The organism is Escherichia sp. E4930, assembly GCF_005845405.1.
GTDB lineage: Bacteria > Pseudomonadota > Gammaproteobacteria > Enterobacterales > Enterobacteriaceae > Escherichia.
In genome coordinates this window covers 93681-119713 of record NZ_VCDZ01000001.1, presented here as the reverse complement: position 1 = coordinate 119713, position 26033 = coordinate 93681, and the positions used below count along the sequence as shown (strand labels likewise).

Here is a 26033-nt window from a genome sequence, read left to right as displayed (position 1 = left end):
TTATTGAAGACTGGAAATCCCCAGGAAAAACGCATGCCGACAAAACGTTTCAACAAAAAACACTGGAAGATGGTGGTAGTCCTGCTGTCTATTTGCGGCGCGATGCTGTTGCTACGCTGGGCAGCGATGATTTGGGGCTGAATAGTGAGGCGCTATCAACAAACAATGCAGCCAGACCGCATAACACGGTCCGGCACATTATTACATCCTGTAGCCCAGCGATAACGTGGTGCGGCGATCGGTATGTTCCGGCGCAGACTCAGGCGGTTCAGAGTTCCATGTAACGTTGTAGGCGACCTTCAGACCAAAATGTTCATTGATGGCAACATTTAATGCGCTTTCCGAGTTCAGCGTAGTGTCTTCAGCACCAAAAACCGATACACCTTGGGTAAATTTAGCGTTGTCGGTCAACTGCCATGCATAAGCTCCGGAGGCATACCCCAGCGGCTGCGTTTTACTGGCATTATCGGTATATTTGTCGTAACGCACGCCAGGGCCGAATTCAAAACGGAAGCTGTGTACCGGGCCATTTAAAAACTGGCGACCATAACCCGCAGTCAATACATCTCGTTCCCGATAACCGTTATAACAGTCTGTCAGCCAACTTGCCTGACCAAACAGATAATCATAATCAGTTAAATTAAAACGGCTACGACCACCTACTGCATATTTTTCCGAAGAACGCTCATCATTAGAAGAAGTATTGCTGGCATTTCCCCACAGCGACCAGGCAGTCGTCTGCCCATACCAGGTCATGGTGGTATCAGCCGTCAGTGAGGAACTTTTCGTGTTGCCTGATTGTGCAAGATAACCTGCGTTCAGATTACCTTCGAAAGGTTTTTTTGCGCTGGCAGGATCGTCCATGACAGTAAAAACGGAATCATCGGCAGTTGCAGTCAGAGACGCAAACATACCCCCCGCCAGCATAACGATGGCAGGAACTGTCTTCAAAAGCTTCATTTATTAAAAGTCCGTACAACAAAAAAAGAGACCATCGCGGTCCCGGAAACTTTCTTAAGGATCAAAGAGTAGCGTCCCTGGAAAGGTGACAAATTATAAAAAGGAGTGAAAAACTTAGCAATGACTTCTTATTTCATTTTTTGAATAAGCGCGTTGCGAAAACAGATATTTATTTATATATCTTTACCTTATTAATTTTATATAAATATCTAATAAATCATATTGTTAATTCCTTCACTTTCCACTGATTCAGTGCCAGACTGAAATCAGCCTATAGGAGGAAATGATGGTACGTATCTATACGTTGACACTTGCGCCCTCTCTCGATAGCGCAACAATAACCCCGCAAATTTACCCCGAAGGAAAACTGCGCTGTACTGCCCCCGTGTTTGAACCTGGTGGCGGCGGTATTAATGTCGCTCGCGCTATTGCTCATCTGGGCGGGAGCGCGACGGCTATATTCCCGGCCGGCGGCGCGACCGGCGAACATCTCGTCGCTCTGCTGGCCGATGAAAATGTCCCTGTTGCCACTGTCGAAGCGAAGGACTGGACCCGCCAGAATCTGCATGTACATGTGGAATCCAGCGGTGAGCAGTATCGTTTTGTCATGCCCGGCGCAGCTTTAAGCGAAGATGAATTTCGTCAACTTGAAGAACAAGTTCTGGAAATCGAGTCAGGGGCTATTCTGGTTATTAGTGGAAGCCTGCCACCAGGCGTGAAACTGGAAAAGTTAACGCAGCTTATTTCTGCTGCGCAAAAACAAGGAATACGCTGCATCGTCGACAGTTCCGGCGAAGCCTTAAGCGCAGCACTGGCGATTGGCAATATCGAGTTAGTTAAACCTAACCAAAAAGAACTCAGCGCACTGGTAGATCGCGAACTCACTCAACCCGATGATGTGCGTAAAGCCGCGCAGGAAATCGTTAATAGTGGTAAGGCCAAACGGGTCGTCGTTTCCCTTGGTCCACAAGGCGCGTTGGGGGTAGATAGTGAAAACTGCATTCAGGTTGTGCCACCACCGCTAAAAAGCCAAAGTACCGTCGGTGCTGGCGACAGCATGGTAGGGGCTATGACGCTGAAGCTGGCAGAAAATGCCTCGCTTGATGAAATGGTTCGTTTTGGCGTCGCTGCCGGTAGTGCCGCAACACTCAATCAGGGAACACGCCTGTGCTCCCATGACGATACACAAAAAATTTACGCTTACCTTTCCCGCTAATCGAAACATTCCCCCATCGGTTGGGGGAATCACCACAAACCTGTCGGCAACGCGTTTCTGCGACTATGCTAAAAAATCACGTGATAACAAAGAGGTGAATTATGGCTGGTGGCGATCTTGTCCGTTATGTCATTACCGTCATGTTGCATGAAGATACATTAACTGAAATTAATGAGTTAAATAACTTTCTGACACGCGATGGCTTCTCACTGACCATGACAGACGATGATGGGAATATCCATGAACTAGGGACGAATACCTTTGGACTTATCAGCACGCAAAACGAAGATGAGATAAGAGAACTCGTTGCCGGGCTCGCCCAGAGCGCTACAGGCAAAGACCCCGAGATAAGGATCACCACCTGGGAGGAATGGAATAGCAACAAATAAAGATTTTTGGGCAATAATCAGTCTGTGGTGTGCGTTAGCTCGTGTTTTTACACCTTATTCTTGCGCTAACCTTATGATCTGGCAGACAGCATGGGAGAGACATCATGTGGCAGGTAATCAGTCGTCTTTTGAGCGAGCAGTTAGGTGAAGGCGAAATCGAACTGCGTAATGAACTGCCTGGCGGGGAAGTCCATGCCGCATGGCATTTGCGCTATGCAGGACGTGACTTTTTCGTCAAATGTGATGAAAGAGAATTGCTTCCCGGTTTTACCGCCGAAGCCGACCAACTGGAGTTATTGTCTCGCAGTAAAACCGTCACCGTACCCCGGGTGTGGGCAGTTGGCGCTGACCGTGACTACAGTTTTCTGGTGATGGATTATCTCCCTCCTCGGCCGTTGGATGCACATAACGCCTTTATTTTAGGGCAGCAAATTGCGCATCTACATCAATGGAGCGACCAGCCACAATTTGGCCTCGATTTCGATAACGCCCTTTCTACTACCCCTCAACCCAATACCTGGCAACGCCGCTGGTCAACGTTTTTTGCTGAACAACGGATTGGCTGGCAACTGGAGCTGGCAGCAGAAAAAGGGATCGCCTTCGGCAATATCGACGCCATCGTCGAGCATATCCAGCAGCGCCTGGCTTCACATCAGCCGCAACCATCACTGTTACACGGCGATCTATGGTCAGGGAATTGTGCGCTAGGTCCGAATGGTCCGTATATTTTCGACCCTGCTTGTTACTGGGGCGACAGAGAGTGCGATCTGGCCATGTTGCCGCTACATACCGAACAGCCTCCGCAAATCTATGATGGTTATCAATCAGTTTCACCGCTCCCGATCGATTTCCTCGAACGCCAACCGATTTACCAGCTTTACACTTTGCTAAACCGCGCAAGGTTGTTTGGTGGTCAACATCTGGTTATTGCTCAACAATCATTGGATAGAGTGTTAGCCGCGTGACGGGAGTCGATGATAATGGCCGCACCGCGCGGCCTTTGTATTAAATGAAACCGAGCAGAGAAAAGAACACGTATCCCGCAGCAATACAAATGAGCGGCAGGATATAGAGTGAAAAAAACTGCGTGAAGATAGTATGGCGTGGAACGACAATGCGCGACTCGATCTGTTCACGCGTTAACCCCTCTTCCCCTTTAGCCTTCTCCAGAATGAGTTGATCTTCAACGCCTTCGCGCAAGAAGCGCGCCTGACGACTCATGCGTGCTCCAGAGTCTTGCAACGCCAGCCCGACAAAAATCAGGATAAAGATCACCCAGAACATAACGTTCACACCACCATTAAAATTGGGCGTCGGCGAGTTATACCAGAACAGATTCAAAAAAGGCGTATTCGCCTGCATCATATCGATCATGACATGGGCAAAGTCGAGCATTACCGCATTAATGCCTTCCTGGGTTTCTTGCCGGGTATTCATAAACTTCAGCAAGGAAATCAACGTGGAAACAAGTGTTGGTATAAAAATCACCCAACCGAAAATCCTTTTCAAAATAGCAATGCGTCCAGCTTGTTGATACGTCATGAGTTCTCCTTGATTAAGACGCGTCGATTCACTTAGTTTACCTGTAGATATCTGTTTTCGCCCATTCTTTAAAGGCGATATGATAGGCGCTTAATCATAAGCACAGCTTAATACCTTACACATAATGCTCTAAAGGAGAGGTTGTAATGTCAACCCCACGACAGATTCTTGCTGCAATTTTTGATATGGATGGATTACTTATCGATTCCGAACCATTATGGGATCGGGCCGAACTGGATGTGATGGCAAGCCTGGGGGTGGACATCTCCCGTCGTAATGAGCTACCGGACACCTTAGGTTTACGCATCGATATGGTGGTTGATCTGTGGTATGCCCGGCAACCGTGGAATGGACCGAGTCGTCAGGAAGTGGTCGATCGGGTAATTGCCCGTGCCATTTCGCTGGTTGAAGAGACGCGTCCATTACTGCCTGGCGTGCGTGAAGCCGTTGCTTTATGTAAAGCGCAGGGCTTATTGGTTGGACTGGCTTCAGCGTCACCGCTGCATATGCTTGAAAAAGTGCTGGCCATGTTTGACCTACGTGACAGTTTCGATGCCCTCGCCTCCGCCGAAAAATTGCCTTATAGCAAGCCACATCCGCAGGTTTATCTCGACTGCGCAGCAAAACTGGGCGTTGACCCAATCGCCTGCGTGGCGCTGGAAGACTCTGTTAATGGCATGATCGCCTCGAAGGCAGCACGAATGCGCTCCATCGTCGTTCCAGCACCAGAAGCGCAAAATGATCCCCGTTTTGTGTTGGCGAATGTAAAACTTTCATCCTTGACCGAACTCACCGCGAAAGACCTCCTCGGTTAATAAAAAGGGGCGTGGTGACACGGCCCCTGGTTGCTTATCTGAAATCACGTTCAACTGATGATTTTATCATCAAATTATGATGAAGAGTTACACCGTCACCACTTCCGCGCACTGTATAAAAACCCTATACTGTACGTATCGACAGTTTAGTGAGTTTTATCATGACGGCGGAAGGTCACCTCCTCTTTTCTATTGCTTGTGCGGTGTTTGCTAAAAATGCCGAGCTTACACCCGTGCTGGCACAGGGTGACTGGTGGCATATTGTCCCTTCCGCAATATTAACTTGTCTGTTACCGGATATTGACCATCCAAAGTCGTTTCTTGGACAGCGATTAAAGTGGATATCAAAACCCATTGCCCGCGCTTTTGGTCACCGTGGCTTTACCCACAGTCTGCTGGCGGTGTTTGCTCTACTGGCGACCTTTTATCTGAAAGTTCCGGAAAGCTGGTTTATTCCAGCTGATGCTCTGCAAGGTATGGTTCTCGGTTATTTGAGTCATATCCTTGCTGATATGCTGACCCCTGCTGGCGTTCCCCTACTCTGGCCGTGCCGATGGCGTTTCCGTCTACCAATTCTGGTTCCACAAAAAGGCAACCAGTTAGAACGTTTTCTCTGCATGGCGTTGTTTGTCTGGTCAGTGTGGATGCCCCATTCACTGCCCGAAAACAGTGCCGTGCGTTGGTCATCGCAAATGATTAATACCTTGCAGATCGAGTTTCATCGCCTTATTAAGCATCAGGTTGAATACTAAAAAAACAAAAATCGCTTTTCTGGAATAAGCCATTCCATTTGAATATAAGAGCCAGCTCACAGTTCTGTTAATCTTGCTTCAACACTATGGCTACTGCGTAGCGATAGAAATAATAAGATCAGGAGAACGGGGATGAACTTTCCATTAATTGCGAACATCATAGTGTTCGTTGTGCTGCTGTTTGCGCTGGCCCAAACCCGCCACAAACAGTGGAGTCTGGCCAAAAAAGTGCTGGTAGGTCTGGTGATGGGGGTGGTTTTTGGCCTTGCCCTGCATACCATTTATGGTTCTGACAGCCAGGTACTTAAAGATTCTGTTCAGTGGTTTAACATTGTCGGTAACGGCTATGTTCAGCTACTGCAAATGATCGTCATGCCGCTGGTATTTGCCTCCATTTTAAGTGCGGTTGCCCGTCTGCATAACGCGTCTCAACTAGGAAAAATCAGTTTTCTGACTATTGGTACGCTACTGTTTACCACGCTGATTGCGGCGCTGGTCGGTGTACTGGTCACTAATCTGTTTGGTCTGACAGCTGAGGGGCTGGTTCAGGGTGGCGCTGAAACTGCGCGTCTGAACGCTATCGAAAGCAACTATGTCGGTAAAGTCTCTGACCTGAGCGTTCCGCAGCTTGTCTTGTCCTTTATCCCGAAAAACCCGTTTGCAGATCTGACCGGCGCCAATCCGACGTCAATTATCAGCGTGGTAATTTTTGCGGCTTTCCTGGGCGTTGCAGCACTGAAACTGCTGAAAGATGATGCGCCGAAAGGTGAACGAGTCTTAACCGCTATCGATACACTGCAAAGCTGGGTGATGAAACTGGTTCGCCTGGTCATGCAACTGACGCCATACGGCGTTCTGGCACTGATGACCAAAGTCGTTGCTGGCTCCAACCTGCAAGACATCATTAAACTGGGTAGCTTCGTTGTCGCGTCCTACCTCGGTCTTATCATTATGTTTGCAGTGCATGGCGTTCTGCTGGGCATTAATGGCGTAAGCCCGCTGAAATACTTCCGTAAAGTCTGGCCAGTGCTGACGTTTGCCTTCACCAGTCGCTCCAGTGCTGCGTCTATTCCGCTGAATGTAGAAGCACAAACGCGTCGTCTGGGTGTTCCTGAATCCATCGCCAGTTTCGCTGCCTCTTTCGGCGCGACCATTGGTCAAAACGGCTGTGCCGGGCTATATCCGGCAATGCTGGCAGTGATGGTTGCGCCTACGGTTGGCATTAATCCGCTGGACCCAATGTGGATTGCGACACTCGTTGGTATCGTCACTGTGAGTTCAGCAGGTGTTGCAGGCGTTGGTGGCGGTGCAACATTCGCCGCACTGATTGTACTCCCTGCGATGGGCTTGCCGGTAACGCTGGTGGCATTGTTAATTTCCGTTGAGCCACTTATCGATATGGGCCGTACGGCACTGAACGTCAGCGGTTCTATGACCGCAGGTACACTGACCAGCCAGTGGCTGAAGCAGACCGATAAATCCATTCTGGATAGCGAAGATGACGCCGAACTGGCTCACCGTTAACCCTGGCTTATAACGCAAAACGCCTGTCATCCCGACAGGCGTTTTTTTACTCTTCGACCTCATTCTCTTGTCGAATCTGATTCGCCCAGCGCTGGGCCGCCTCCGGCACACTAAACGCCGGTGAGCGCAAGAATGACTCCCCCACCAGAACAAACGCCACATATTTGCTACGTAGTATCCAGACATCACGAAACGAATCCATTTTAATCGCATGCTCCGGCGGCGCAGGTTCCGTGCGCGGGACATAGCTAATAATCGGGCGGTTTTGCTGACGTAGCGGTTTCTTCATTACTGGCTTCACTAAACGCATATTAAAAATCAGAAAAAATGTAGTTTAGCCGATTTAGCCCACGTCCGTCCTGCTTTGCGTACATCTTCAAATACTTTCGCCGACACCACTTCCAGAGCGAGACATCCCCGATGGTCTATAGTTAGAGGGTTTTTTGACCAAAAAAGCGGCCCTTTCAGCAATGAAATAAGGAGACGAGTTCAATGTCGCAACATTACGAAAAGAACCCACATCAGCACCAGTCCCCCCTGCACGACTCGAACGAAGCGAAACCAGGAATGGACTCACTGGCACCTGAGGACGGCTCTCATCGTCCAGCGGCTGAACCGACCCCGCCAGGCGCGCAGCCTACCGCGCCAGGCAGTCTGAAATCCCCTAATACGCGTAACGAAAAACTCAACTCCCTGGCAGATGTACGTAAAGGTAGTGAAAATTATGCGCTGACCACCAATCAGGGCGTGCGCATCGCTGACGATCAAAACTCACTGCGTGCCGGTAGCCGTGGTCCAACGCTGCTGGAAGATTTTATTCTGCGCGAGAAAATCACCCACTTCGACCATGAACGTATCCCGGAACGTATCGTTCACGCGCGTGGCTCTGCCGCTCACGGTTATTTCCAGCCGTATAAAAACTTAAGCGATATTACCAAAGCCGACTTCCTGTCAGATCCGAACAAAATTACCCCGGTGTTCGTGCGTTTCTCTACCGTTCAGGGTGGCGCTGGTTCGGCAGATACTGTGCGTGATATCCGTGGTTTCGCCACCAAGTTCTATACCGAAGAAGGTATTTTTGATCTTGTGGGTAACAATACGCCTGTCTTCTTTATTCAGGATGCGCATAAATTCCCCGATTTTGTTCATGCGGTAAAACCGGAACCGCACTGGGCGATACCACAGGGAGGTAGCGCCCACGACACATTCTGGGATTATGTTTCCCTGCAACCGGAAACGCTGCATAACGTGATATGGGCGATGTCGGATCGCGGGATCCCGCGCAGCTACCGTACGATGGAAGGTTTCGGCATTCACACTTTCCGCCTGATTAACGCCGAAGGGAAAGCGACGTTTGTGCGTTTCCACTGGAAACCACTGGCCGGTAAAGCCTCGCTGGTATGGGATGAAGCGCAGAAACTCACCGGACGTGACCCGGACTTCCACCGCCGAGAGCTGTGGGAAGCCATTGAAGCAGGCGATTTCCCGGAATACGAACTGGGCTTCCAGTTAATCCCGGAAGAAGACGAATTCAAGTTTGATTTCGACCTTCTCGATCCAACCAAACTTATCCCGGAAGAACTGGTGCCGGTACAGCGCGTCGGCAAAATGGTGCTTAACCGCAACCCGGATAACTTCTTTGCCGAAAACGAACAGGTAGCTTTCCATCCAGGGCATATTGTTCCCGGTCTGGATTTCACTAACGACCCGTTATTGCAGGGGCGTTTGTTCTCTTATACCGATACACAAATCAGTCGTCTTGGTGGGCCGAATTTCCATGAAATTCCTATTAACCGCCCGACCTGCCCTTACCATAATTTCCAGCGTGACGGCATGCACCGCATGGGAATCGACACAAATCCGGCAAACTACGAACCAAACTCGATCAACGACAACTGGCCGCGCGAAACACCGCCGGGGCCGAAACGCGGCGGATTTGAATCATACCAGGAACGTGTAGAAGGCAACAAAGTCCGCGAACGCAGCCCATCGTTTGGCGAATATTATTCCCATCCGCGTCTGTTCTGGCTAAGCCAGACGCCGTTTGAACAGCGCCACATTATCGACGCTTTCAGCTTTGAATTGAGCAAAGTTGCTCGTCCGTATATTCGTGAACGCGTCGTTGATCAACTGGCACATATCGATGTCACTCTGGCGCAGGCTGTGGCGGAAAATCTCGGTATCGAACTGACTGATGAACAACTGAATATTACCCCGCCACCGAACATCAACGGTCTGAAAAATGCCCCAACATTAAGTCTGTATGCCATTCCTGACGGTGATGTCAAAGGCCGTGTGACAGCGATTTTGCTTAATGATGAAGTGAGATCGGCAGACCTGCTGGCCATTCTCAATGCGCTGAAAGCCAAAGGCGTTCATGCCAAACTGCTTTATTCACGAATGGGCGAAGTGACCGCCGATGACGGTACGGTATTGCCTATAGCCGCTACCTTTGCCGGAGCGCCTTCGCTGACGGTGGATGCGGTCATTGTCCCTTGCGGTAATATTGCGGATATCGCAGACAACGGCGATGCGAACTATTACCTGATGGAAGCCTACAAACACCTTAAACCGATTGCGCTGGCGGGAGACGCCCGCAAGTTCAAAGCGACAATTAAGGTGGATGACAAAGGTGAAGAAGGGGTTGTGGAAGCCGACAGCGCCGACGGTAGTTTTATGGATGAACTGTTAACGCTAATGGCGGCGCACCGCGTCTGGTCACGTATGCCTAAGATTGACAAAATTCCGGCGTAAATATGGGTGGCGCAACTGCGCCACCTTTGCCTGATGCGCTGCGCTTATCAGGCCTACCGGATGTTCATAATGCTATGAAATTTCAATATATTGTATGCCGAATAAGGCATTTACGCCGCATCCGGAAAAACAGCCTTACCTACACATCCAGATAACTACCCAACCGATAACCACGCTCGGCAATGGCATACTTCAACGACGCCGACGTTAACACATCCAGTTCCGCTAACCGCGGGAAACAGTAAGCACTCTGGCGAATTGTATTATCGACAAACGCAGGATGGCACATCACTTCCAGTGAGCGTTCACCGCGATGACTGGAATCATCCAACACTTGCAGGAACAGTGATTCACTGATCTCTTCACCATAGAATGCACTACTGAAGCCCTGTGAACTGCGCAGATTAGCGGGTAAATCACCGTCGTTAAATACTGGCTGGCGATCAATACGCAACGCAATCCCCTCTTCAGCCGCAAACTTCGCCACAATCGGGAAAATCTGCGGGAACATATGCACATGATGATGACTATCAAGATGTGTTGGTTTGCGGCCAAACAATTCAATGAATCGCAGATACTGGCGGGCGAGTTCCTGAGAAATTTCTTCCAGTGGTAAGGCATCGTCTTCTGCCAGCTGCCAGATCCATTTCCCCAGCACACCTTGCCGGGTCAGCCCAGGCATTTCAGTCAGCGGCTTGCCCAGTGTAAGGACAAAGTGCATCCCAACTGCCAGACTCGGTTCATCACGACTTAACCGCACCGCATGGTCGATAGCTTCCCCATTCACCAGCGCCGTCGTTGAGGTGACAATACCATTACGACAGGCCTCGATAATGCCGTAGTTCTGGCCTTTACTTAAGCCAAAGTCATCAGCATTAACAATCAGTAAGCGTTCCATAATCAGCCTCAGTTAATGTGCTTTTTTGAGTTCTGCAATGCAGTCAGCAAAGTTTGGCAACCACTTCTCATGCGCCAGAATCATCTCTCTTGCCAGCAGTTCCGCGTCACGATCGGAATGCACCAGCGGGCTAAGGTTGAGCGCCAGTAACACATCGTTAAATTCACCGCTAAGGGCTGCGTGGCTGGCGGCAATCTCAAAACCTTTGATGGTATGAATCAAGCCCATCACTTTGTCATCGAAGTGTGTAATGCGTGGATGTGGCGTCGCGCCATCGCGCCCCAGTGTACAGGTCATTTCTACCGCCCAGTCTGCCGGGATATTATCAATATGCCCATGATGCGGGATATTAACGTAATGTTCTGCTTGCTTGTCGTTGTAGATAGCATTAATCACTTCACACGCCGCATCTGAGTAATATGCCCCGCCGCGCTGTTCCAGTTCTTTCGGCTTAACTTTCAGGTCCGGATTTTTATACAGGTCAAAGAGTTGTTTCTCGACTTTCTGTACCACCTGTGCACGTGCGCCGCCTTTATAATACTCACCCATTTCAATCGCCAGCATCTCTTTTTGCTTGAAGTAATAAAGCAGATACGAGCACGGCAACAGATTCAGTGAGCGAATTAAGCCTTCGCTAAACGGCAGATCGAAAATATTTTTTACGCCAGACGCTTTTAACTGCCCGGATGCCACACCATCAAGCAATTCGGCAAAGCGAGACTTGCCATTTACCAGCACATCTTTAATAAACACCATGTGGTTCAGCCCGAAAAGATCGATAGATAAATCATCGTTCTCATTCAACGCTAAAACATCGCTGATAAACATCTTCATGCCAATCGGAATATTACACACGCCGATAAAGCGTTTAAATCCGGTATGACGATAGACTGCTTCGGTGACCATTCCCGCTGGGTTCGTAAAGTTAATCACCCAGGCATTGGGGCAGAATTCTTCAACATCTTTGACTATGTCAAAAATCACCGGAATAGTACGCAGACCTTTAAACAGGCCACCGGCACCGTTGGTTTCCTGGCCGAGATAACCATGACTTAACGGAATACGTTCATCGAGCTCGCGTGCTGGTAATTGACCTACGCGCAGCTGGGTGGTGACGAAATCGGCATCTTTCAATGCTTCGCAGCGATCGAGCGTTTTATAAAGCTTCATTGGTACACCAGCGTTATCAATCATCCGCTGGCAGAGATCGAAAATAATATCCAGCTTCGCTTTACCCTCTTCGACGTCCACCAGCCATAATTCACTCACCGGCAATTCGTGATAACGTTTAATAAACCCTTCCAGTAATTCCGGGGTATAGCTGCTCCCGCCACCAATAGTGACGACTTTTAATTTCTGGCTCATAATTTCTCCCTTCATTAGGAAATACTGATATTCGTCGTGCCTGCCGCTAAGTCAGGAATAACCCGGAAATACCAGGTTATACAGAGCAAGCATGTAAATTTAGTGTTCTGACACAATGGCTACTGATTAAATTCAGTCAATTTTTTACGATAACTATTGGGTGTAAACGAGGTCAGTTTCTTAAACGTTTTAATAAACAAGCTTGGGCTACTATAACCGGCTTCAAATGCAATATCCGTTACCGAATAGTTGGTCATTTCCAGTTGTTTTTTGGCAAAATTAATGCGAATTTCATTAATAATCTGCATTGGTGTTTTGCCATAATATCGCTGGGTCGCACGCGTCAAATATTCCTGCGATTTCGCCGACAGTATCACCATATTTTCCAGCGCATTTTCACTAAACTGCTCTTTATCATGCATCTTTTCAACCGTGCCTTTCAGCCACTGCGGCACATCATCAATTACCTGTTCTTCACGGTAATGACGTAAGCGGTTGATAACATAAAAAGTCACTGTCTCAACAAACTCTTCCAGCCCGGTTTCACGGAAATTCAGTGAAGAGATGACCGTTTCCACATAGGTGAGAAAAGCGTTATTGGTCCGGTATACCTGTGATGCGACGAAGCAATAAGGCAACAACGGCAGATAATGTTGCTCAAAAAAACGTTTGCTGATCCCAACATTTAATATACGCGTGGCGCCAAACTCATAAAAACTTTGATGGTGCGAGCCCAACGGAATAAAGACAAAATCGCCCCGCTCCAGCAACACGCGTTTACCGTTTATCTCCTGGTAATAACGCCCCGTTAACACCAGGGTGAATTCATAATAGTCGTGTTGATGCAGCCCACTGATACTCTCAGTTTTGTTGTAGATAAACACATGGAAGTTTTTGCCATTAAACAGTTGTTGTTCACGGGCTGTGGCAATTTCCGGCGCGTTAATCACTGGCTGCATCATCAACTCCTTATGCCTTCAATTTTTCATGAAGCTCAATTAATTCGCTAATCAGTTCACGTGCAAGCATTGAGGTCATTAAATGATCCTGGGCGTGGACCAGCACCAGACTCACTTTCATCTTACCTTCGCCCGCATCGCCTTCAATCAGTTTCGTCTGTACCAGATGCGCTTCATTCAACGCCATTCGTGACTGATCCATCATCGCTTTTGCTGCAGCAAAATCGCCCTGCTTTGCCTGTTTCAGCGCCGCATACGCCAGACTGCGCGCCTGCCCGGAATTGATGATAAGCCCCATCACCACTTCTTCCAGTTCTTCGGCTTCGGTTTGCGTATCCGGGATATTGTCGAGATCCATCATACTCAGTTCCTCACTTTCCTTACCCGGCACAGCGTTACCTGTGCCGGTATCGATTAAAATTTCAGCGCGTTAGCAATATCTTCTTCACTCTCTTCTTTATCAATCACGTTTTGTGCTTTGTTAGCCACCACAACAAATGGCAGATAAATCAGCGTGGCGATACCGAGGTTGAAGAGTGCGACCAGTAAGGCGGCAACGCTACCGTTGGTGTTAAAGAAGGCTCCCAGACCGGTTGGCATGGTCCACGGCGCAATGTTGGTCACTGGTGGAATAATGCCCATGTAATATGCCGCCAGGGTGATCGCCGCCAGAATCGGTTGTACCAGCACAAACGGGATAAACATCACCGGGTTCATAATAATCGGCAGACCAAACAGAATCGGTTCGTTAATCTGGAAGATGCCGGACGGCAGTGCCAGTTTTGCCACTTGACGATAATCAGCACGGCGAGAAGCAATAAAGATAGCCAGAATCAGGCCCAGGGTCGCACCACTACCACCGAGGAAAATAAAGGAGTCCAGCATCGGCTTGGCCCAGATATGGAAGGTCTTACCGGCAGCTAATGCCGCTTCGACGGAACCATATTGCTGGTAGGTCGCGATGTTTTCCAACGCCCACGGCGTCATGATGCCGTTGTCCAGTGCAGTCAGCGCCAGCGCGCCGTGAATACCGAAGAACCACAGCAGTGGAACAAAAATCACATACGCCCAGCCAACCACACTGCCCAACGATGCCAGCGGCGTCGAGATAGTATCCATAATGATCTGATGGAAGTTTGTACCCCAGGTCGTCAGCGCCCAGGCAATAATCCCCATCACGGAAAGAATAATAAAGCCGGGAATCAATGCAGAGAAAGAACGCGATACCGACGCAGGTACGCTATCAGGCAGTCTAATTACCCAGTTGCGGCGGACAATAAAGGTAAACATTTCTGCCACCACCAGGCCGATAATAATCCCGGAGATGATATTTGCGCCGCCTAACCAATTAGCGCCGACGGCATAAGCCTCGCCGACGCTATAAGGCGTGACGGTCATAAACGCCGCAACGGATAACAATCCCGCTGCCAGCGCATCGACTTTACGCTCTTCTGCCAGCGCCATGCCGATAAAGAACGGTGCCATTAAAGACATAATCCCCAATGTTCCGTTATAAACATTTCCGCCAATACCTTTCAGACCATTGAGTGTTTCAATGGTCGAGGCGTCGAGGCGAATACCTAAGGAATAAAAAAAACGACCCCTCCCCAAAGCTAAGGAAAACGTTATTAATTAATACAAACATAGCCCCTGCGAGGGTTAACGGCATTAAGCGAATAAAACCGTTTTTGATTGCATTAACGTGCGGTTGCTTTCCTATTTTAACTGCAAAAGGGATGAGTACCTTTTCAAGCGATGCAATAACATTACTCATAGAAAAATACCCTTAAAAACCGCAATTCAAATATTGCGGTATAGATTTATGAAATAACTCTTTGACGGGAAAATTTAAAAATTAATTTGCTGCGGCTTTTTTAATTGCTGCAACTGCAGCCTTAAGCACGCCTAAACCATCGACTTTGCCATATAACAACGAGTCAATTACTTCCACCGGTTTGTTGGGTAACAAACGCTGAATTTCGGGCAACATATAAGCAATCTGCGGCCCTAATAAAACAACATCGGCATTCAGCCCTTTTTCACCAGCCAGCGTTTCTGGAAATGCTTCAATAATGACCGGAACTTCATATTTTTCTGCCTGAGCGCGCATTTTTGATACCAGTAAAGAGGTAGACATGCCCGCAGAACAAAACAGATAAATGTGTTTCTTTTCCATAAAACTGCCCTCATCAACGATTATCTGTCAGCCAGACACTCCGCAAGCCTTCACCTGCTTCCATGCTCTGGGTAACTTGCGAAACCAACATGACTTTTTTTGGTGGCTGAAAAGAGTATACGGTATTGACCTGAGCAATAGTATTTCTTTGACTATACAAATTGTCTCTCCTTGACCTGCTGTTATGACCACCTTCACATTTCGGTTAAATAATTCGCGTCAACAAATAAGAACACGCGCATAAAAAAACCGGCACAATGGCCGGTTTTCGTTGTGACTCAAGCTTTCAGATGAAGGAATTACTTCGCAGCCTGCGGATCAGTGTCGTATTCGGCACAGGTCTGATAGCCGGTGTTGATCACATGCCCGGTATCATCTAACGCGACAAAATAGGTTTCTGCTTTACCATCACGTTGACCCAGAATGTAGGTCTGGCAAGTACCACGAGCATGGATCATGCTCACTTCAGACGAAGGTTTACCCGCAATTTGTGCAACCTGCGCCCGGCTCATGCCTTTTTTGACGTCTTTCACCACAGGCTGTACAAACTGGTCTTTGGTACGATCATACGCCGTACAACCTGCCAGCATGGTTAATACCGCCGCTGCACCCAGAATTCCTGCCATATTCTTGTTCATATTCCGTCCTCTTGTTTATCAGCGTGTTAGATAAGCCTGGAATACATCGGGGGCTTTTTCAAGCCTGAGAGCGAAACGGTGTCGCTTTCAGAGGATTCCTGTATGACGTTTTAACCACCATTCAACCTGCTGTCGCTTGTCGTTTCTGTAGCAACGGGTTAGCTTTAAGGAAGTTTTATTTTTTTGTCTGGAGGGGTTCAATGACATTGCAGCAACAAATAATAAAGGCGCTGGGCGCCAAACCGCAGATTAATGCTGAAGAGGAAATTCGTCGCAGCGTCGATTTTCTGAAAAGCTATCTACAAACCTACCCGTTCATTAAATCACTGGTACTCGGCATTAGCGGTGGTCAGGACTCTACCCTTGCCGGTAAGTTGTGTCAGATGGCAATTAATGAACTGCGCCAGGAAACCGGTAATGAATCACTGCAATTTATCGCCGTGCGCCTTCCCTACGGTGTTCAGGCCGACGAACAAGATTGCCAGGACGCCATTGCCTTTATTCAGCCGGATCGCGTATTAACCGTCAATATCAAGGGCGCGGTACTCGCCAGTGAACAGGCATTGCGGGAAGCAGGTATCGAACTGAGCGATTTTGTGCGTGGCAATGAAAAAGCACGTGAGCGGATGAAAGCGCAATACAGCATTGCGGGTATGACTAATGGCGTCGTAATTGGCACCGATCATGCGGCAGAAGCCATTACTGGATTCTTCACTAAATATGGTGATGGTGGCACAGACATTAACCCTCTGTATCGTCTAAACAAACGTCAGGGTAAACAGTTACTGGCAGCGTTAGGTTGCCCTGAGCATCTCTATAAGAAGGCACCCACAGCCGACCTGGAAGATGACCGCCCGTCACTGCCAGATGAAGTCGCGCTCGGCGTAACGTATGAAAATATCGATGACTATCTTGAAGGGAAAAATGTCCCGGAACAGGTCGCCAGAACGATTGAGAACTGGTATCTGAAAACCGAGCATAAACGCCGCCCACCCATTACGGTTTTCGATGATTTCTGGAAAAAATAAACAGTGCGGCCTCCCCGCCTGAGATTGTCGACACCAAACACTTTATACATGCCGGATATGGCGTAAGCGTCTTATCCGGCCTGTAAAACTTTGCAAATTCAATACATTGCAGGAGTCGAGTAGGCCTGATAAGCGTAGCGCATCAGGCAGTGTTAGCTTTGTCATCGGCCTTGCCTCTTTTTTAATCGCCACCCACCCGCTATACTGGATAAATGACCAGCATTCGGAGTAAACAGTGGTACGGCGTTTAACTTCCCCGCGGCTCGAATTTGAAGCGGCGGCAATTTATGAATATCCCGAACATTTACGTTCATTTCTTACTGACTTACCCACCCGACCCGGTGTGTATCTGTTTCATGGTGAAAGTAACACTATGCCGCTCTATATCGGCAAAAGCGTTAACATCCGCAGCCGCGTCCTTTCCCATTTACGTACCCCGGATGAAGCGGCCATGCTGCGACAATCCCGACGCATTAGCTGGATATGTACCGCGGGCGAAATCGGCGCCCTGCTCCTTGAAGCGCGTCTAATCAAAGAGCAACAGCCTTTGTTTAATAAACGGTTGCGCCGCAACCGTCAGCTCTGCGCCCTGCAACTGAATGAAAAACGCGTGGATGTGGTGTACGCCAAAGACGTGGATTTTTCTACTGCGCCAAACCTGTTTGGCCTGTTTGCCAATCGCCGCTCGGCATTACAGGCATTACAGACAATCGCCGATGAACAAAAGCTCTGTTATGGCCTGCTCGGGCTGGAACCGCTGAGCCGCGGTCGTGCTTGCTTTCGTTCAGCGCTAAAACGTTGCGCCGGAGCGTGCTGCGGAAAAGAGAGCCATGAAGATCATGCTCAACGTCTGCTCCAGTCGCTGGAACGTTTGCGGGTGATCTGCTGGCCGTGGCAAGGTGCGGTGGCGTTGAAAGAACAGCACCCGGAAATGACCCAATACCATATTATTCATAACTGGCTGTGGCTGGGGGCGGTTAATTCGCTGGAAGAGGCGGCAACGTTGATCCGTACGCCTGCTGGATTCGATCACGATGGTTATAAAATTCTTTGTAAACCACTACTTTCCGGTCGCTATGAAATTACTGAACTTGATCCGGTGAATGGCCTGCAAGCCAGTTAATTTCACTGAACAGCAGTTTGCCTTGCGGTTGCAAAAGCCGCAGGGTGTGTTTGCCATCGTACCAGCACGCGCCCTGGTCGGTGGTTAACAATTTTTCGCCCAGTTGCCATGCCCCGCTAATCACAAACACCACCCCACCGCGTGAACCAAAAGTGGTGAACGTGCGATCGGCAATTCTGACTTTCGCCTTACAGGCATCCAGGCGCGTCATAATGTTGAAATCCATCGACATCTGCCCTTCCGTCAGTTTCGCTTTTACCACCTGGTCCGCCGCAAAAGCAAAAGGCTGTAACGGCTTTAAGGTATGACTAAAACGGTCTGCGCTTTCAAGAAGCATCTCACCGCCTTCCAGCAGCGTCACACTTCTTTCCATCCCAGGAAATAAAGAAAATTCACCATTGGCCGCAATGGACGCAATGCTGGCACGCCAGTAAAAATCACGTTTCGCAGGGGGAAAACTACAGATCTCACGAGTTTCACCGGCAGCGTTTCGCCACAGGTTCACCGACATTTTACGCATATCAAAGTATTCCATACTCGCTCCGGGCATGCTCTTTTCATTGTTATCGCTCAGGCAACCGTGGATTGTTATCGGCAACTCGTATGATTTACCTTAGCGTTTTTGCAAAAATGACAGGCACAGGCGCATAAAAGAAAACCGCCGATCCTGTCCACCGCCTTACTGCAAGGTAGTGGACAAGACCGGCGGTCTTAAGTTTTTTGGCTGAAAGATTATTCAGCAGTTGCAGGCATTTTACCTTTTCCCGCTGGGCGTTCTGTCAGACGCTTCTCAAAATTAGCATTAAATTGCTTTTTCTGCTCCGGCGTCAGGATGTTGTAAATCTTGTTCTGGGTTTCCATGTGCGCCAGCATGTTAGCTTTGCGCTGTTCTTCCATTTTAGCAATCTGCGCTTCAGCTTTTGCTTTGTCGAAAGTATCGCTGGCGATGATGTCATGCATTGCGCGGCGTTCTTCCAGCGGCGGACGTTTCATCTGGTCACGCTGGCCTTTCATGATTTCACGAATCTGCTGTTTCTGCGCGTCGGTCAGGTTCAGGTCTTTGAACATCATGTCCTGATGCGGACCGAACTTGCCTTTATGATGCATCATCGGCTTCGCGTCAGCCGGTGCTGCGGTAGTGGTGTCAGCGGCGTGGGCCAGGTTAGCCGCGCCAAGAGCCAGGGTAGAGGCAACAAACAGTGCAGTTAATTTACGCATATTCTATATCCTTCCTTTCAGTTATTTATTACGGCTTTCTTAAGTAACTTGCCGTGTTGACGAGATTAACTTTACTGAGTTTAGCGTCAATTAATCAGAGCAACGGTAAATCAATGAAAGTATAAAAAACATTTTCTCGCCAATTATGGAGAAAAAAAGAAAAATTGAAGGAAAGTGATGAACAAATATTACAACACAATGATTTTGCAGAAATTATGAAGGACTATACCTGATAAATGGTGATAAATAAAGCAAACACCCAGGATTAATCCGTATTATTCCGAAAGCCGTTATTAAATACCCGCAGAAACCTTTCTGCGGGCAAGTGCTAGGTTATTTTTTCCAGCATTAATCCCGCGCGTAATCCCAACGCCACCAGTGGATTGGGGAATAACACATATTCAATATCATGAGTCACGGTAAAACGTTCCTCACCATCCTGCGCCAATAACGTTCCTTTCTTAAACGGCGTGAAATTCAGCGTCTCGCTCGCCATATGCAACTCGAAAGCAGCAGTGTGACGGGTAATCTGCGAAACCACCCGGTAACGCTGGGGCAGTTTTCTCTCTATACCGACACTTGCCCCTGCTAACAGCGTAGCAATTGCATTGGTGGTTGGCGCAAACTGACGAAGCTCGTTTTGCCCAAACGGCAGTGCTTTGCCTAGCTCCAGCGTACACGCCAGTGCGCCAAAATGTTTGCAGCTGAAATGGGTAAACGTGCCGCCTGGCGCCTGATGAAACACCAACGCCTCCAGCCCTGCCGCGCCCAGCCATGTCAGAAAACTTTCGTCCCAGGGAAGTTCTCGTTGCGGTAAAACACCAAACCGCTGGTGATACGAACCGCGGATGGCGGTATGCAGATCAAGATGCCAGCGCACAGACTCCTTCCCCTGCTGATAAAAATCTTCCAGGCACTGTTCCAGCTCGCGGGCGCGGCAGGTTTCGCCGCTTTCGGCAAATTGCTGCCAGCGTCCGCCAAACATCCGGTTCATATCGCTATGGCAATAGCGCTTTCCTTGCTTGAGCGCAGGGGGATTTCCGAGGATTGCCAACAAGCGCCAGCGTAACTTAATTTCACCGTGATAAATTGCGCCAAGTAAGGCGTCCAGCATTTCTACAGGCGCCGTTTCATTACCGTGGATCCCCGCCGAAATCACCAACGCGCCTTGCGGTGGGGTTAATGGCGTCAGTTCCAGCACGCCATCCCCCAGCCAGCGCCAGCGAATGCCGTTGATTTCTCTCTCGGTGATGACAGGTTTTTTACCCTTTAATGTCAGAGTGAGAAAATTATCCATTCTCCCCTCCCTCGCGCTGGAACGGGTAAACCGAACCGAGATTCAGTAATTGAGTCAACGCATCCAGCGCTTCCCGCCCTTCACGCAGCAATTGCGGGTCGGCCAGATCGGCAGCAGTAAGACGATCGCGGTAGTAACGATCCACCCAGTCATTGAGCGCATTAAACAACGTATCGTTCATCATCACCGCCGGATTCACCGCCTGACGTTCTTCATCCGTCAACACCACGCGCAACCGCAGGCACGCAGGGCCTCCGCCGTTTGCCATACTTTCGCGCAAATCAAAAACTTTTAGTGAGCTTATCGGGTTGTCAGCAGTAAGGAGTTCATTGAGATAACGCCATACTCCTGCATGTTCCCGACACTCCTGTGGCAGCACCAGCATCATCGAACCATCATCGCGACTCAGCAGTTGGCTGTTAAACAGATACGTAGACACCGCATCAGACACAGAAACCTGCGACGCCGGAACTTCTATCGCCATAAAACCATTGACCCGCGCACGCAGGTTTGCCAGTAATTGCGCCTGGCGAGCAAATGCCTGCTGATGGCAAAACAGTACCTGGCGGTTGCTCACGGCAATCACGTCATTATGAAAAACGCCCTGGTCGATAACGTCCGGGTTTTGCTGGGCGAAAATCACCTGTTGGGGATTCACCTGATTCAGCCTGGCCACCGCCTCGCTGGCTTCGCGAGTCTGTCGCGCCGGATAGCGGGAAGGCCGCGTACCGTTACCCTCTTCTCGCCCGTAAACAAAAATCTGCACACCGGGTTCGCCGTAATGACCGCCGAGGCGATTGTGGTTTGCCGCTCCCTCATCACCGAGTAATGCCACCTGCGGCAACGCCGAATGGAGGGTGAATTTCTCTTTATCGTTAAAAATGGCGTTTAACAGCGATTCGGTGACGGGGGCTTCCAGCGAACGGTGAAATTTATTGTTCAGGTTGGCGACCGTGAAATGCACTTTGCCATCCAGCGTATCAGCGGATGGCGCGACCGTGGCCGCATTAGCTACCCACATTGGCGATGCTGAACTGACGCTGGAAAGCCAGTGTGGTGCCTGGCGGGCAACCTTTTCCAGTACCTGTTCATCGCTGCCGCTGAATCCCAACTGACGCAGCACCGGAATAAACGGACGCTCGTGCGGCGGGATCACCGCCTGGGGAAATCCCGCATCGGCAAGGGCTTTCATTTTCAGTAAGCCCTGCTTCGCCGCCAGTCGTGGATTAGATACCTGAAAACGATGGCTGGTGGAGGCTTCATTACCAAACGATAGGCCAGCGTAATGGTGCGTCAGCCCCACCAGTCCGTCGAAATTGACTTCCCTGGCATTCATCGCGCCACCTCATCGGAAAAATCCAGCCCGGGGTTAAGCGTTGCGGGCAACGTTAACGAGTCCGACTCCAGGCTTGCCATCGGCCAGGCACAATAATCTGCGGCATACCAGGCGCTGGGGCGATGGTTGCCGGAAGCGCCAATGCCGCCGAATGGCGCGGTACTGGCGGCTCCAGTAAGCGGTTTGTTCCAGTTAACAATCCCTGCCCGCGCTTCCAGTAACAGTTGCTCGAACTTTTCCCGTTTTGGGGAAACCAGCCCACAAGAGAGGCCAAAGCGGGTGTTATTCGCCATCTTAATCGCCCCATCAAAAGTGTCATACCGCCATACGCGAAGTAGCGGCCCAAACACTTCTTCATCCGGCACGCCTGAAACGCCCGTCATTTCAACGATCCCTGGCGTCAGCAACGATGCTCCCGCTTGTAGCAAACGTGGCGCAAGCAGCGTTTGCCCGCCCAATGCTTCCAGTTCCTGCCAGGCAGTAACCACCTGCTGTGCGGCCTGTTCAGAAATCAGCCCGCCAATAAACGGCTGCGGTTCGTCATCCCATTTCCCCGGCGTTAACCGCTGGCTGACGGCAACCAGGCGAGCAAGAAACGCATCGCCCTGCGCCCCGCTTTTCACCAATAAACGGCGGGCGCAGGTGCAGCGTTGCCCGGCAGTGACAAATGCCGACTGGATAGTCAGATGGACAGCGGCGTCGATATCCACCACGTCATCAATAATCAGCGGGTTATTGCCGCCCATTTCGAGGGCAAGAATTTTTTCCGGCTGACCGGAAAGCTGGCGATGTAACTGGTAGCCGGTATTGGCGCTGCCGGTAAACAGCAAGCCGTCGAGATCCTCCAGTGCACTGAGTGCCTGACCGGTTTCGCGCCCACCCTGCACCAGATTCAGCACGCCCGACGGCAAACCTGCCTGCTGCCATAAACGCATGACTGCCTCGCCGCTCCAGGGGGTTAGTTCGCTGGGTTTAAAGATTATCGTGTTACCTGCCAGCAGCGCCGGAACGATATGCCCGTTAGGCAGATGTCCGGGGAAATTGTACGGTCCAAACACTGCCAGCACGCCGTGTGGACGATGGCGCAAGCTCGCTGCTCCATCGGGCATTTCACTGCGCTGCTCTCCCGTACGAGCGTGATACGCCTTGATTGATATCGCGATCTTATTGATCATCGCCGTCACTTCGGTTGCCGCTTCCCAACGCGGTTTGCCGGTTTCTCTGGCAATAATCGCGGTTAATTCGGCTTTGTTGCTTTCCAGCAGTGCGGCAAATCGTTCAACTCTTACCTGACGATCGCCAAAGGAGAGCCGCGCCCAACGCGGAAACGCTGCACGAGCAGCCCGACAAGCCTGCTCAACCTGAGCAGCATCGGCATCATTGCCCTGCCATAACACCTCGCCCGATACCGGATTACGCTTCACGCGCTGTGCGCCCTGGCCCGTCACCCAGTCACCGTTGATCCATAAAGTCATGCTGTTTTCTCCTCTGCGCACAGGCGCACCAGACGAACGCGATCCCCGGCGTGGCATTTGAGGGCATCCAGTTGTGCGGCGGTTAAAATCAAACGTTCGGTCGCCGGATCGACTCGCACCAGCAACACGCGGAAATGGTGATAATTTTCATTGGCGACCAGGCAAGCCGGAAAATCGCCCTGTGCAGGTTGTCCTTCCGCTACTTCCACCAGCCGACTTTTGCGGATAGCGCGAACGCGGTCAATGTCACACTCCAGCGTCGGCCCGCCGTCGAAAATGTCGATATAGTTGCGGTAGCGAAAGCCCTCTTTTTCCAGCACCGCCCGCGCGGGCGCGGTTTGCGGATGTACCTGACCGATGACGTCCTGTGCTTCCTGGGATAAAAAGTCCGTATAGATCGGATGTTTCGGCATCAGTTCTGCAATAAATGCCTTTTGCCCTGTGCCGCAGAGAAAATCGGCGCGGCTAAAATCCATCGAAAAGAAGCGTTTACCGAGGCTTTGCCAGAACGGTGAATAGCCGTGTTCGTCAATCACCCCGCGCATTTCCGCGACCACTTTGTCATTAAACTTGTCGCGAAAAGCCGCCATAAACATAAAGCGCGATTTCGACAGCAAATAGCCGTTGCCCTCTTTGCGCCAGTCCGGGTCGAGAAACAGCGTGCACAGCTCGCTGCTGCCAGTGTGATCGTTACTGAGAAACAGCGTCGGCAACGCGTTATAGACATTCAGCTCTTTCGAAGCGTGAACCAGCGTGCCGACGCGATAGTTGTACCAGGGATCGTTCAGCCCAACCGCTACCTCTATGGCGCAAATCCCCGCCACAGTGCCTGTCTCGCTCTCTTCCAGCACAAACACATAGCCCTGCTCGCTTTTGGGCAGTTCGCCCTGCCAGGTTTTGATTGCCCTTTCGATACGCGCCGAAAGCGTGGCTTCATTGGCGGGAAGCGACGTCAGGCCGCCGCCCGTTTTGCTGGCAAGCTGCATCAGCGCCGAGACATCTGAGCGCTCAACGGGACGGATGACCATCATGATGAACCTCGGCTAACAAAGTGTTCGCAGGCCGCAGCAAAACGATCCAGGCCGGTCGTCACCTCTTCTTCGCTGACATTGAGCGCAGGCGCAAAACGCACCACGTTGCCACCCGCAATCAGTACCATCACGCCCGCTTTCGCCGCTTCCTGAGAAATTTGTTTCGCTTGCCCGGCGTAATCCGCATTCAGCACACAGCCAATCAGCAGACCTAAGCCGCGAATTTCACTGAACAAACCGCAGCGGTGATTAATGGTATTAAGACGTTCAACAAACCAGTCGTGACGCTGCTTAACACCGTTAAGCATTTCTGGCGTGTTGATAAGTTCGAGCACTTTACCCGCCACCGCCGAGGCCAGCGGATTACCTCCATAGGTGGTGCCATGAGTGCCAACGGTCATCACGCTGGCGCATTCTTCGGTTGCCAACAGAGCGCCAACGGGGAAACCGCCGCCCAGCGCTTTGGCGGTAGTTAACAGATCTGGCGTCACGCCGTAGTGCATATAGGCATACAGTTCCCCGGTGCGCCCGACGCCCGTTTGTACTTCATCAAAAATCAGCAAAGCATTGTGGCGGTCACACAATTCACGCAGACCTTGTAAAAACGCGTTGCTGGCTGGCACCACACCGCCTTCCCCCTGGATGGGCTCAACAATCACCGCACAGGTGGAGTCATCAATCAGCGCGCTGGCAGAGTTAATATCGTTATACGCGGCATGACGGATATCCGGCGGCAGTGGCGCAAAATCCTGTGAATAGGCTGGCTGCCCACCTGCGCTGACGGTAAACAGCGTGCGCCCGTGAAACGCATTTTTGAACGCCACGATACCGCTCTTATGGCTGCCGTAGCGGTCGTGAGCGAATTTACGCGCCAGTTTTAGCGCCGCTTCGTTGGCTTCCGCACCGGAGTTACAAAAGAAAATGCGATCGGCAAACGTTGCGTCGATCAATTTTTTCGCCAGTCGCAGTACCGGCTCGTTGGTGTAACCGTTGCCGGTATGCCAGAACTTACTCGCCTGTTCGTTCAGCGCCTCGCGCAGTTCGGGATGCGCATGACCCAATGCGTTTACCGCAATGCCACCCGCGAAGTCGATATACTCTTTCCCCTGCTGATCCCACAAGCGCGAACCTTCGCCACGTACCGGTATAAACGGTGCCGGAGCGTAAACAGGTATCATCCATTCATCAAAGTTTTCACGCGTAATTGGCTGAGACATAGCGACCTCTACAGTAAATAATTCGTTATTTATATGTTAATTATAAGTAATGTTTGCGCTGTAAATGTAGATTGCAGGGTTCATGCCAGCCAGGGGGAAAAGTGCATAAATGACGGTCACTAACTGGAAATCAATGTGTTACAACCGAACGATATGCACCTTAAGTGCATATAAAGTGAATGTGTTTGCCATGTGGATGAATAAATAGAATAAAAAACGCAATGTTATGCAGAAGTAAAATATAATTCTGGAATTGTGATCTTTGACGAAATTTACTGGAAATTACTGCGCCATTCTGACGCAGCGCGCACCAAAAGCGG

At 50.2% G+C, this 26033-nt stretch carries 26 protein-coding genes and 1 pseudogene; 10 read left to right on the top strand and 17 right to left on the bottom strand.

Annotated features, from left to right (window positions below):
- Window positions 1–33 precede the first annotated feature (33 nt).
- Window positions 34–141: a small membrane protein YniD gene (gene yniD, locus FFT88_RS00620; RefSeq protein ID WP_064529152.1), complete on the top strand. Its 108-nt coding sequence runs from the start codon at window positions 34–36 to the stop codon at window positions 139–141.
- A gap of 60 nt (window positions 142–201) precedes the next feature.
- Here the strand turns inward: yniD and FFT88_RS00615 are convergent, their stop codons facing one another.
- Window positions 202–960 (bottom strand): YdiY family protein, encoded by a 759-nt coding sequence (locus FFT88_RS00615; RefSeq protein WP_135405829.1) that lies wholly within the window; start codon window positions 958–960, stop codon window positions 202–204.
- A gap of 286 nt (window positions 961–1246) precedes the next feature.
- Here FFT88_RS00615 and pfkB point away from each other — a divergent pair, with 286 nt between their 5' ends.
- From pfkB to FFT88_RS00600, 3 genes are all read left to right on the top strand, one after another.
- Complete coding sequence (gene pfkB, locus FFT88_RS00610) at window positions 1247–2176, top strand: 6-phosphofructokinase II (RefSeq protein WP_135405864.1); 930 nt, start codon at window positions 1247–1249, stop codon at window positions 2174–2176.
- A 101-nt stretch (window positions 2177–2277) separates the two neighbouring features.
- The gene (ghoS, locus tag FFT88_RS00605; RefSeq protein ID WP_130218889.1) at window positions 2278–2565 is read left to right on the top strand and encodes a type V toxin-antitoxin system endoribonuclease antitoxin GhoS; all 288 of its coding nucleotides are present in this window, start codon (window positions 2278–2280) and stop codon (window positions 2563–2565) included.
- Window positions 2566–2669: 104 nt separating this feature from the next.
- Complete coding sequence (locus tag FFT88_RS00600; protein WP_130218887.1) at window positions 2670–3530, top strand: fructosamine kinase family protein; 861 nt, start codon at window positions 2670–2672, stop codon at window positions 3528–3530.
- A gap of 40 nt (window positions 3531–3570) precedes the next feature.
- Here FFT88_RS00600 and FFT88_RS00595 read toward each other — a convergent pair whose 3' ends face one another.
- A complete protein-coding gene (locus FFT88_RS00595) occupies window positions 3571–4107 on the bottom strand; it encodes a YniB family protein (RefSeq protein ID WP_135405828.1) in 537 nt (178 codons plus the stop codon).
- A gap of 146 nt (window positions 4108–4253) precedes the next feature.
- Between FFT88_RS00595 and hxpB the strand changes: the two genes are divergently transcribed.
- From hxpB to tcyP, 3 genes are all read left to right on the top strand, one after another.
- Window positions 4254–4922 carry a hexitol phosphatase HxpB gene (gene hxpB, locus FFT88_RS00590; RefSeq protein ID WP_130218883.1) on the top strand — a complete coding sequence of 223 codons (669 nt, stop codon included), beginning with the start codon at window positions 4254–4256 and terminating at the stop codon, window positions 4920–4922.
- A 161-nt stretch (window positions 4923–5083) separates the two neighbouring features.
- The gene (locus FFT88_RS00585; protein ID WP_064529159.1) at window positions 5084–5674 is read left to right on the top strand and encodes a metal-dependent hydrolase; all 591 of its coding nucleotides are present in this window, start codon (window positions 5084–5086) and stop codon (window positions 5672–5674) included.
- Between the two features lie 132 nt (window positions 5675–5806).
- On the top strand, window positions 5807–7198 hold the full coding sequence (gene tcyP / locus FFT88_RS00580) for a cystine/sulfocysteine:cation symporter (protein ID WP_135405827.1): 1392 nt from the start codon (window positions 5807–5809) through the stop codon (window positions 7196–7198).
- Window positions 7199–7244: 46 nt separating this feature from the next.
- Here tcyP and cedA read toward each other — a convergent pair whose 3' ends face one another.
- Window positions 7245–7508 carry a cell division activator CedA gene (gene cedA / locus FFT88_RS00575; RefSeq protein ID WP_130236587.1) on the bottom strand — a complete coding sequence of 88 codons (264 nt, stop codon included), beginning with the start codon at window positions 7506–7508 and terminating at the stop codon, window positions 7245–7247.
- 182 nt (window positions 7509–7690) lie between these two features.
- Between cedA and katE the strand changes: the two genes are divergently transcribed.
- Complete coding sequence (katE, locus tag FFT88_RS00570; RefSeq protein ID WP_135405826.1) at window positions 7691–9952, top strand: catalase HPII; 2262 nt, start codon at window positions 7691–7693, stop codon at window positions 9950–9952.
- 139 nt (window positions 9953–10091) lie between these two features.
- On the opposite strand, the gene chbG is transcribed toward katE, so the two are convergent.
- From chbG to osmE, 7 genes and pseudogenes are all read right to left on the bottom strand, one after another.
- Complete coding sequence (chbG, locus tag FFT88_RS00565) at window positions 10092–10850, bottom strand: chitin disaccharide deacetylase (protein ID WP_130218875.1); 759 nt, start codon at window positions 10848–10850, stop codon at window positions 10092–10094.
- Window positions 10851–10862: 12 nt separating this feature from the next.
- The gene (gene celF / locus FFT88_RS00560) at window positions 10863–12215 is read right to left on the bottom strand and encodes a 6-phospho-beta-glucosidase (protein ID WP_135405825.1); all 1353 of its coding nucleotides are present in this window, start codon (window positions 12213–12215) and stop codon (window positions 10863–10865) included.
- A gap of 119 nt (window positions 12216–12334) precedes the next feature.
- On the bottom strand, window positions 12335–13177 hold the full coding sequence (chbR, locus tag FFT88_RS00555; protein ID WP_171020845.1) for a transcriptional regulator ChbR: 843 nt from the start codon (window positions 13175–13177) through the stop codon (window positions 12335–12337).
- A 7-nt stretch (window positions 13178–13184) separates the two neighbouring features.
- Complete coding sequence (gene chbA, locus FFT88_RS00550) at window positions 13185–13535, bottom strand: PTS N,N'-diacetylchitobiose transporter subunit IIA (RefSeq protein ID WP_064529165.1); 351 nt, start codon at window positions 13533–13535, stop codon at window positions 13185–13187.
- A gap of 53 nt (window positions 13536–13588) precedes the next feature.
- A pseudogene (gene chbC / locus FFT88_RS00545) lies at window positions 13589–14948 on the bottom strand (PTS N,N'-diacetylchitobiose transporter subunit IIC).
- 81 nt (window positions 14949–15029) lie between these two features.
- Window positions 15030–15350 (bottom strand): PTS N,N'-diacetylchitobiose transporter subunit IIB, encoded by a 321-nt coding sequence (gene chbB, locus FFT88_RS00540; RefSeq protein WP_000412160.1) that lies wholly within the window; start codon window positions 15348–15350, stop codon window positions 15030–15032.
- 299 nt (window positions 15351–15649) lie between these two features.
- Window positions 15650–15988: an osmotically-inducible lipoprotein OsmE gene (osmE, locus tag FFT88_RS00535; RefSeq protein ID WP_064529167.1), complete on the bottom strand. Its 339-nt coding sequence runs from the start codon at window positions 15986–15988 to the stop codon at window positions 15650–15652.
- Window positions 15989–16188: 200 nt separating this feature from the next.
- On the opposite strand from osmE, the gene nadE reads away from it, so the two are divergent.
- Window positions 16189–17016: an ammonia-dependent NAD(+) synthetase gene (nadE, locus tag FFT88_RS00530; protein ID WP_135405824.1), complete on the top strand. Its 828-nt coding sequence runs from the start codon at window positions 16189–16191 to the stop codon at window positions 17014–17016.
- 235 nt (window positions 17017–17251) lie between these two features.
- A complete protein-coding gene (gene cho / locus FFT88_RS00525; RefSeq protein ID WP_130208310.1) occupies window positions 17252–18139 on the top strand; it encodes an excinuclease Cho in 888 nt (295 codons plus the stop codon).
- On the opposite strand, the gene ves is transcribed toward cho, so the two are convergent.
- The 7 genes from ves to astC form a co-directional block, all read right to left on the bottom strand.
- Entirely contained in the window at window positions 18099–18674 is a 576-nt protein-coding gene (gene ves / locus FFT88_RS00520) for an environmental stress-induced protein Ves (RefSeq protein WP_130218867.1), read from the bottom strand. The two genes, cho and ves, sit on opposite strands and share 41 nt — an antisense overlap.
- A 197-nt stretch (window positions 18675–18871) precedes the next feature.
- Complete coding sequence (gene spy / locus FFT88_RS00515) at window positions 18872–19357, bottom strand: ATP-independent periplasmic protein-refolding chaperone Spy (protein WP_130208314.1); 486 nt, start codon at window positions 19355–19357, stop codon at window positions 18872–18874.
- A gap of 328 nt (window positions 19358–19685) precedes the next feature.
- Window positions 19686–20654, bottom strand: a complete 969-nt coding sequence (gene astE, locus FFT88_RS00510) for a succinylglutamate desuccinylase (protein WP_135405823.1) — start codon at window positions 20652–20654, stop codon at window positions 19686–19688.
- Window positions 20647–21990: an N-succinylarginine dihydrolase gene (astB, locus tag FFT88_RS00505; protein ID WP_135405822.1), complete on the bottom strand. Its 1344-nt coding sequence runs from the start codon at window positions 21988–21990 to the stop codon at window positions 20647–20649. Before astB ends, astE begins: the two co-directional genes overlap by 8 nt.
- On the bottom strand, window positions 21987–23465 hold the full coding sequence (gene astD, locus FFT88_RS00500) for a succinylglutamate-semialdehyde dehydrogenase (RefSeq protein ID WP_135405821.1): 1479 nt from the start codon (window positions 23463–23465) through the stop codon (window positions 21987–21989). Before astD ends, astB begins: the two co-directional genes overlap by 4 nt.
- Window positions 23462–24496, bottom strand: coding sequence for an arginine N-succinyltransferase (gene astA, locus FFT88_RS00495; RefSeq protein ID WP_135405820.1), 1035 nt, complete (start codon window positions 24494–24496; stop codon window positions 23462–23464). The genes astD and astA overlap by 4 nt, the downstream gene beginning before the upstream one ends.
- On the bottom strand, window positions 24493–25713 hold the full coding sequence (gene astC / locus FFT88_RS00490; RefSeq protein ID WP_135405819.1) for a succinylornithine/acetylornithine transaminase: 1221 nt from the start codon (window positions 25711–25713) through the stop codon (window positions 24493–24495). The genes astA and astC overlap by 4 nt, the downstream gene beginning before the upstream one ends.
- Window positions 25714–26033: the final 320 nt, after the last annotated feature.

What these genes read in the sequence shown, in the direction of transcription:
- yniD (WP_064529152.1), top strand. Translation starts at nt 34, where the DNA reads ATGCCGACAAAACGTTTCAACAAAAAACACTGGAAGATGGTGGTAGTC.
- FFT88_RS00615 (WP_135405829.1), bottom strand. Translation starts at nt 960, where the DNA reads ATGAAGCTTTTGAAGACAGTTCCTGCCATCGTTATGCTGGCGGGGGGT.
- pfkB (WP_135405864.1), top strand. Translation starts at nt 1,247, where the DNA reads ATGGTACGTATCTATACGTTGACACTTGCGCCCTCTCTCGATAGCGCA.
- ghoS (WP_130218889.1), top strand. Translation starts at nt 2,278, where the DNA reads ATGGCTGGTGGCGATCTTGTCCGTTATGTCATTACCGTCATGTTGCAT.
- FFT88_RS00600 (WP_130218887.1), top strand. Translation starts at nt 2,670, where the DNA reads ATGTGGCAGGTAATCAGTCGTCTTTTGAGCGAGCAGTTAGGTGAAGGC.
- FFT88_RS00595 (WP_135405828.1), bottom strand. Translation starts at nt 4,107, where the DNA reads ATGACGTATCAACAAGCTGGACGCATTGCTATTTTGAAAAGGATTTTC.
- hxpB (WP_130218883.1), top strand. Translation starts at nt 4,254, where the DNA reads ATGTCAACCCCACGACAGATTCTTGCTGCAATTTTTGATATGGATGGA.
- FFT88_RS00585 (WP_064529159.1), top strand. Translation starts at nt 5,084, where the DNA reads ATGACGGCGGAAGGTCACCTCCTCTTTTCTATTGCTTGTGCGGTGTTT.
- tcyP (WP_135405827.1), top strand. Translation starts at nt 5,807, where the DNA reads ATGAACTTTCCATTAATTGCGAACATCATAGTGTTCGTTGTGCTGCTG.
- cedA (WP_130236587.1), bottom strand. Translation starts at nt 7,508, where the DNA reads ATGCGTTTAGTGAAGCCAGTAATGAAGAAACCGCTACGTCAGCAAAAC.
- katE (WP_135405826.1), top strand. Translation starts at nt 7,691, where the DNA reads ATGTCGCAACATTACGAAAAGAACCCACATCAGCACCAGTCCCCCCTG.
- chbG (WP_130218875.1), bottom strand. Translation starts at nt 10,850, where the DNA reads ATGGAACGCTTACTGATTGTTAATGCTGATGACTTTGGCTTAAGTAAA.
- celF (WP_135405825.1), bottom strand. Translation starts at nt 12,215, where the DNA reads ATGAGCCAGAAATTAAAAGTCGTCACTATTGGTGGCGGGAGCAGCTAT.
- chbR (WP_171020845.1), bottom strand. Translation starts at nt 13,177, where the DNA reads ATGATGCAGCCAGTGATTAACGCGCCGGAAATTGCCACAGCCCGTGAA.
- chbA (WP_064529165.1), bottom strand. Translation starts at nt 13,535, where the DNA reads ATGATGGATCTCGACAATATCCCGGATACGCAAACCGAAGCCGAAGAA.
- chbB (WP_000412160.1), bottom strand. Translation starts at nt 15,350, where the DNA reads ATGGAAAAGAAACACATTTATCTGTTTTGTTCTGCGGGCATGTCTACC.
- osmE (WP_064529167.1), bottom strand. Translation starts at nt 15,988, where the DNA reads ATGAACAAGAATATGGCAGGAATTCTGGGTGCAGCGGCGGTATTAACC.
- nadE (WP_135405824.1), top strand. Translation starts at nt 16,189, where the DNA reads ATGACATTGCAGCAACAAATAATAAAGGCGCTGGGCGCCAAACCGCAG.
- ves (WP_130218867.1), bottom strand. Translation starts at nt 18,674, where the DNA reads ATGGAATACTTTGATATGCGTAAAATGTCGGTGAACCTGTGGCGAAAC.
- spy (WP_130208314.1), bottom strand. Translation starts at nt 19,357, where the DNA reads ATGCGTAAATTAACTGCACTGTTTGTTGCCTCTACCCTGGCTCTTGGC.
- astE (WP_135405823.1), bottom strand. Translation starts at nt 20,654, where the DNA reads ATGGATAATTTTCTCACTCTGACATTAAAGGGTAAAAAACCTGTCATC.
- astB (WP_135405822.1), bottom strand. Translation starts at nt 21,990, where the DNA reads ATGAATGCCAGGGAAGTCAATTTCGACGGACTGGTGGGGCTGACGCAC.
- astD (WP_135405821.1), bottom strand. Translation starts at nt 23,465, where the DNA reads ATGACTTTATGGATCAACGGTGACTGGGTGACGGGCCAGGGCGCACAG.
- astA (WP_135405820.1), bottom strand. Translation starts at nt 24,496, where the DNA reads ATGATGGTCATCCGTCCCGTTGAGCGCTCAGATGTCTCGGCGCTGATG.
- astC (WP_135405819.1), bottom strand. Translation starts at nt 25,713, where the DNA reads ATGTCTCAGCCAATTACGCGTGAAAACTTTGATGAATGGATGATACCT.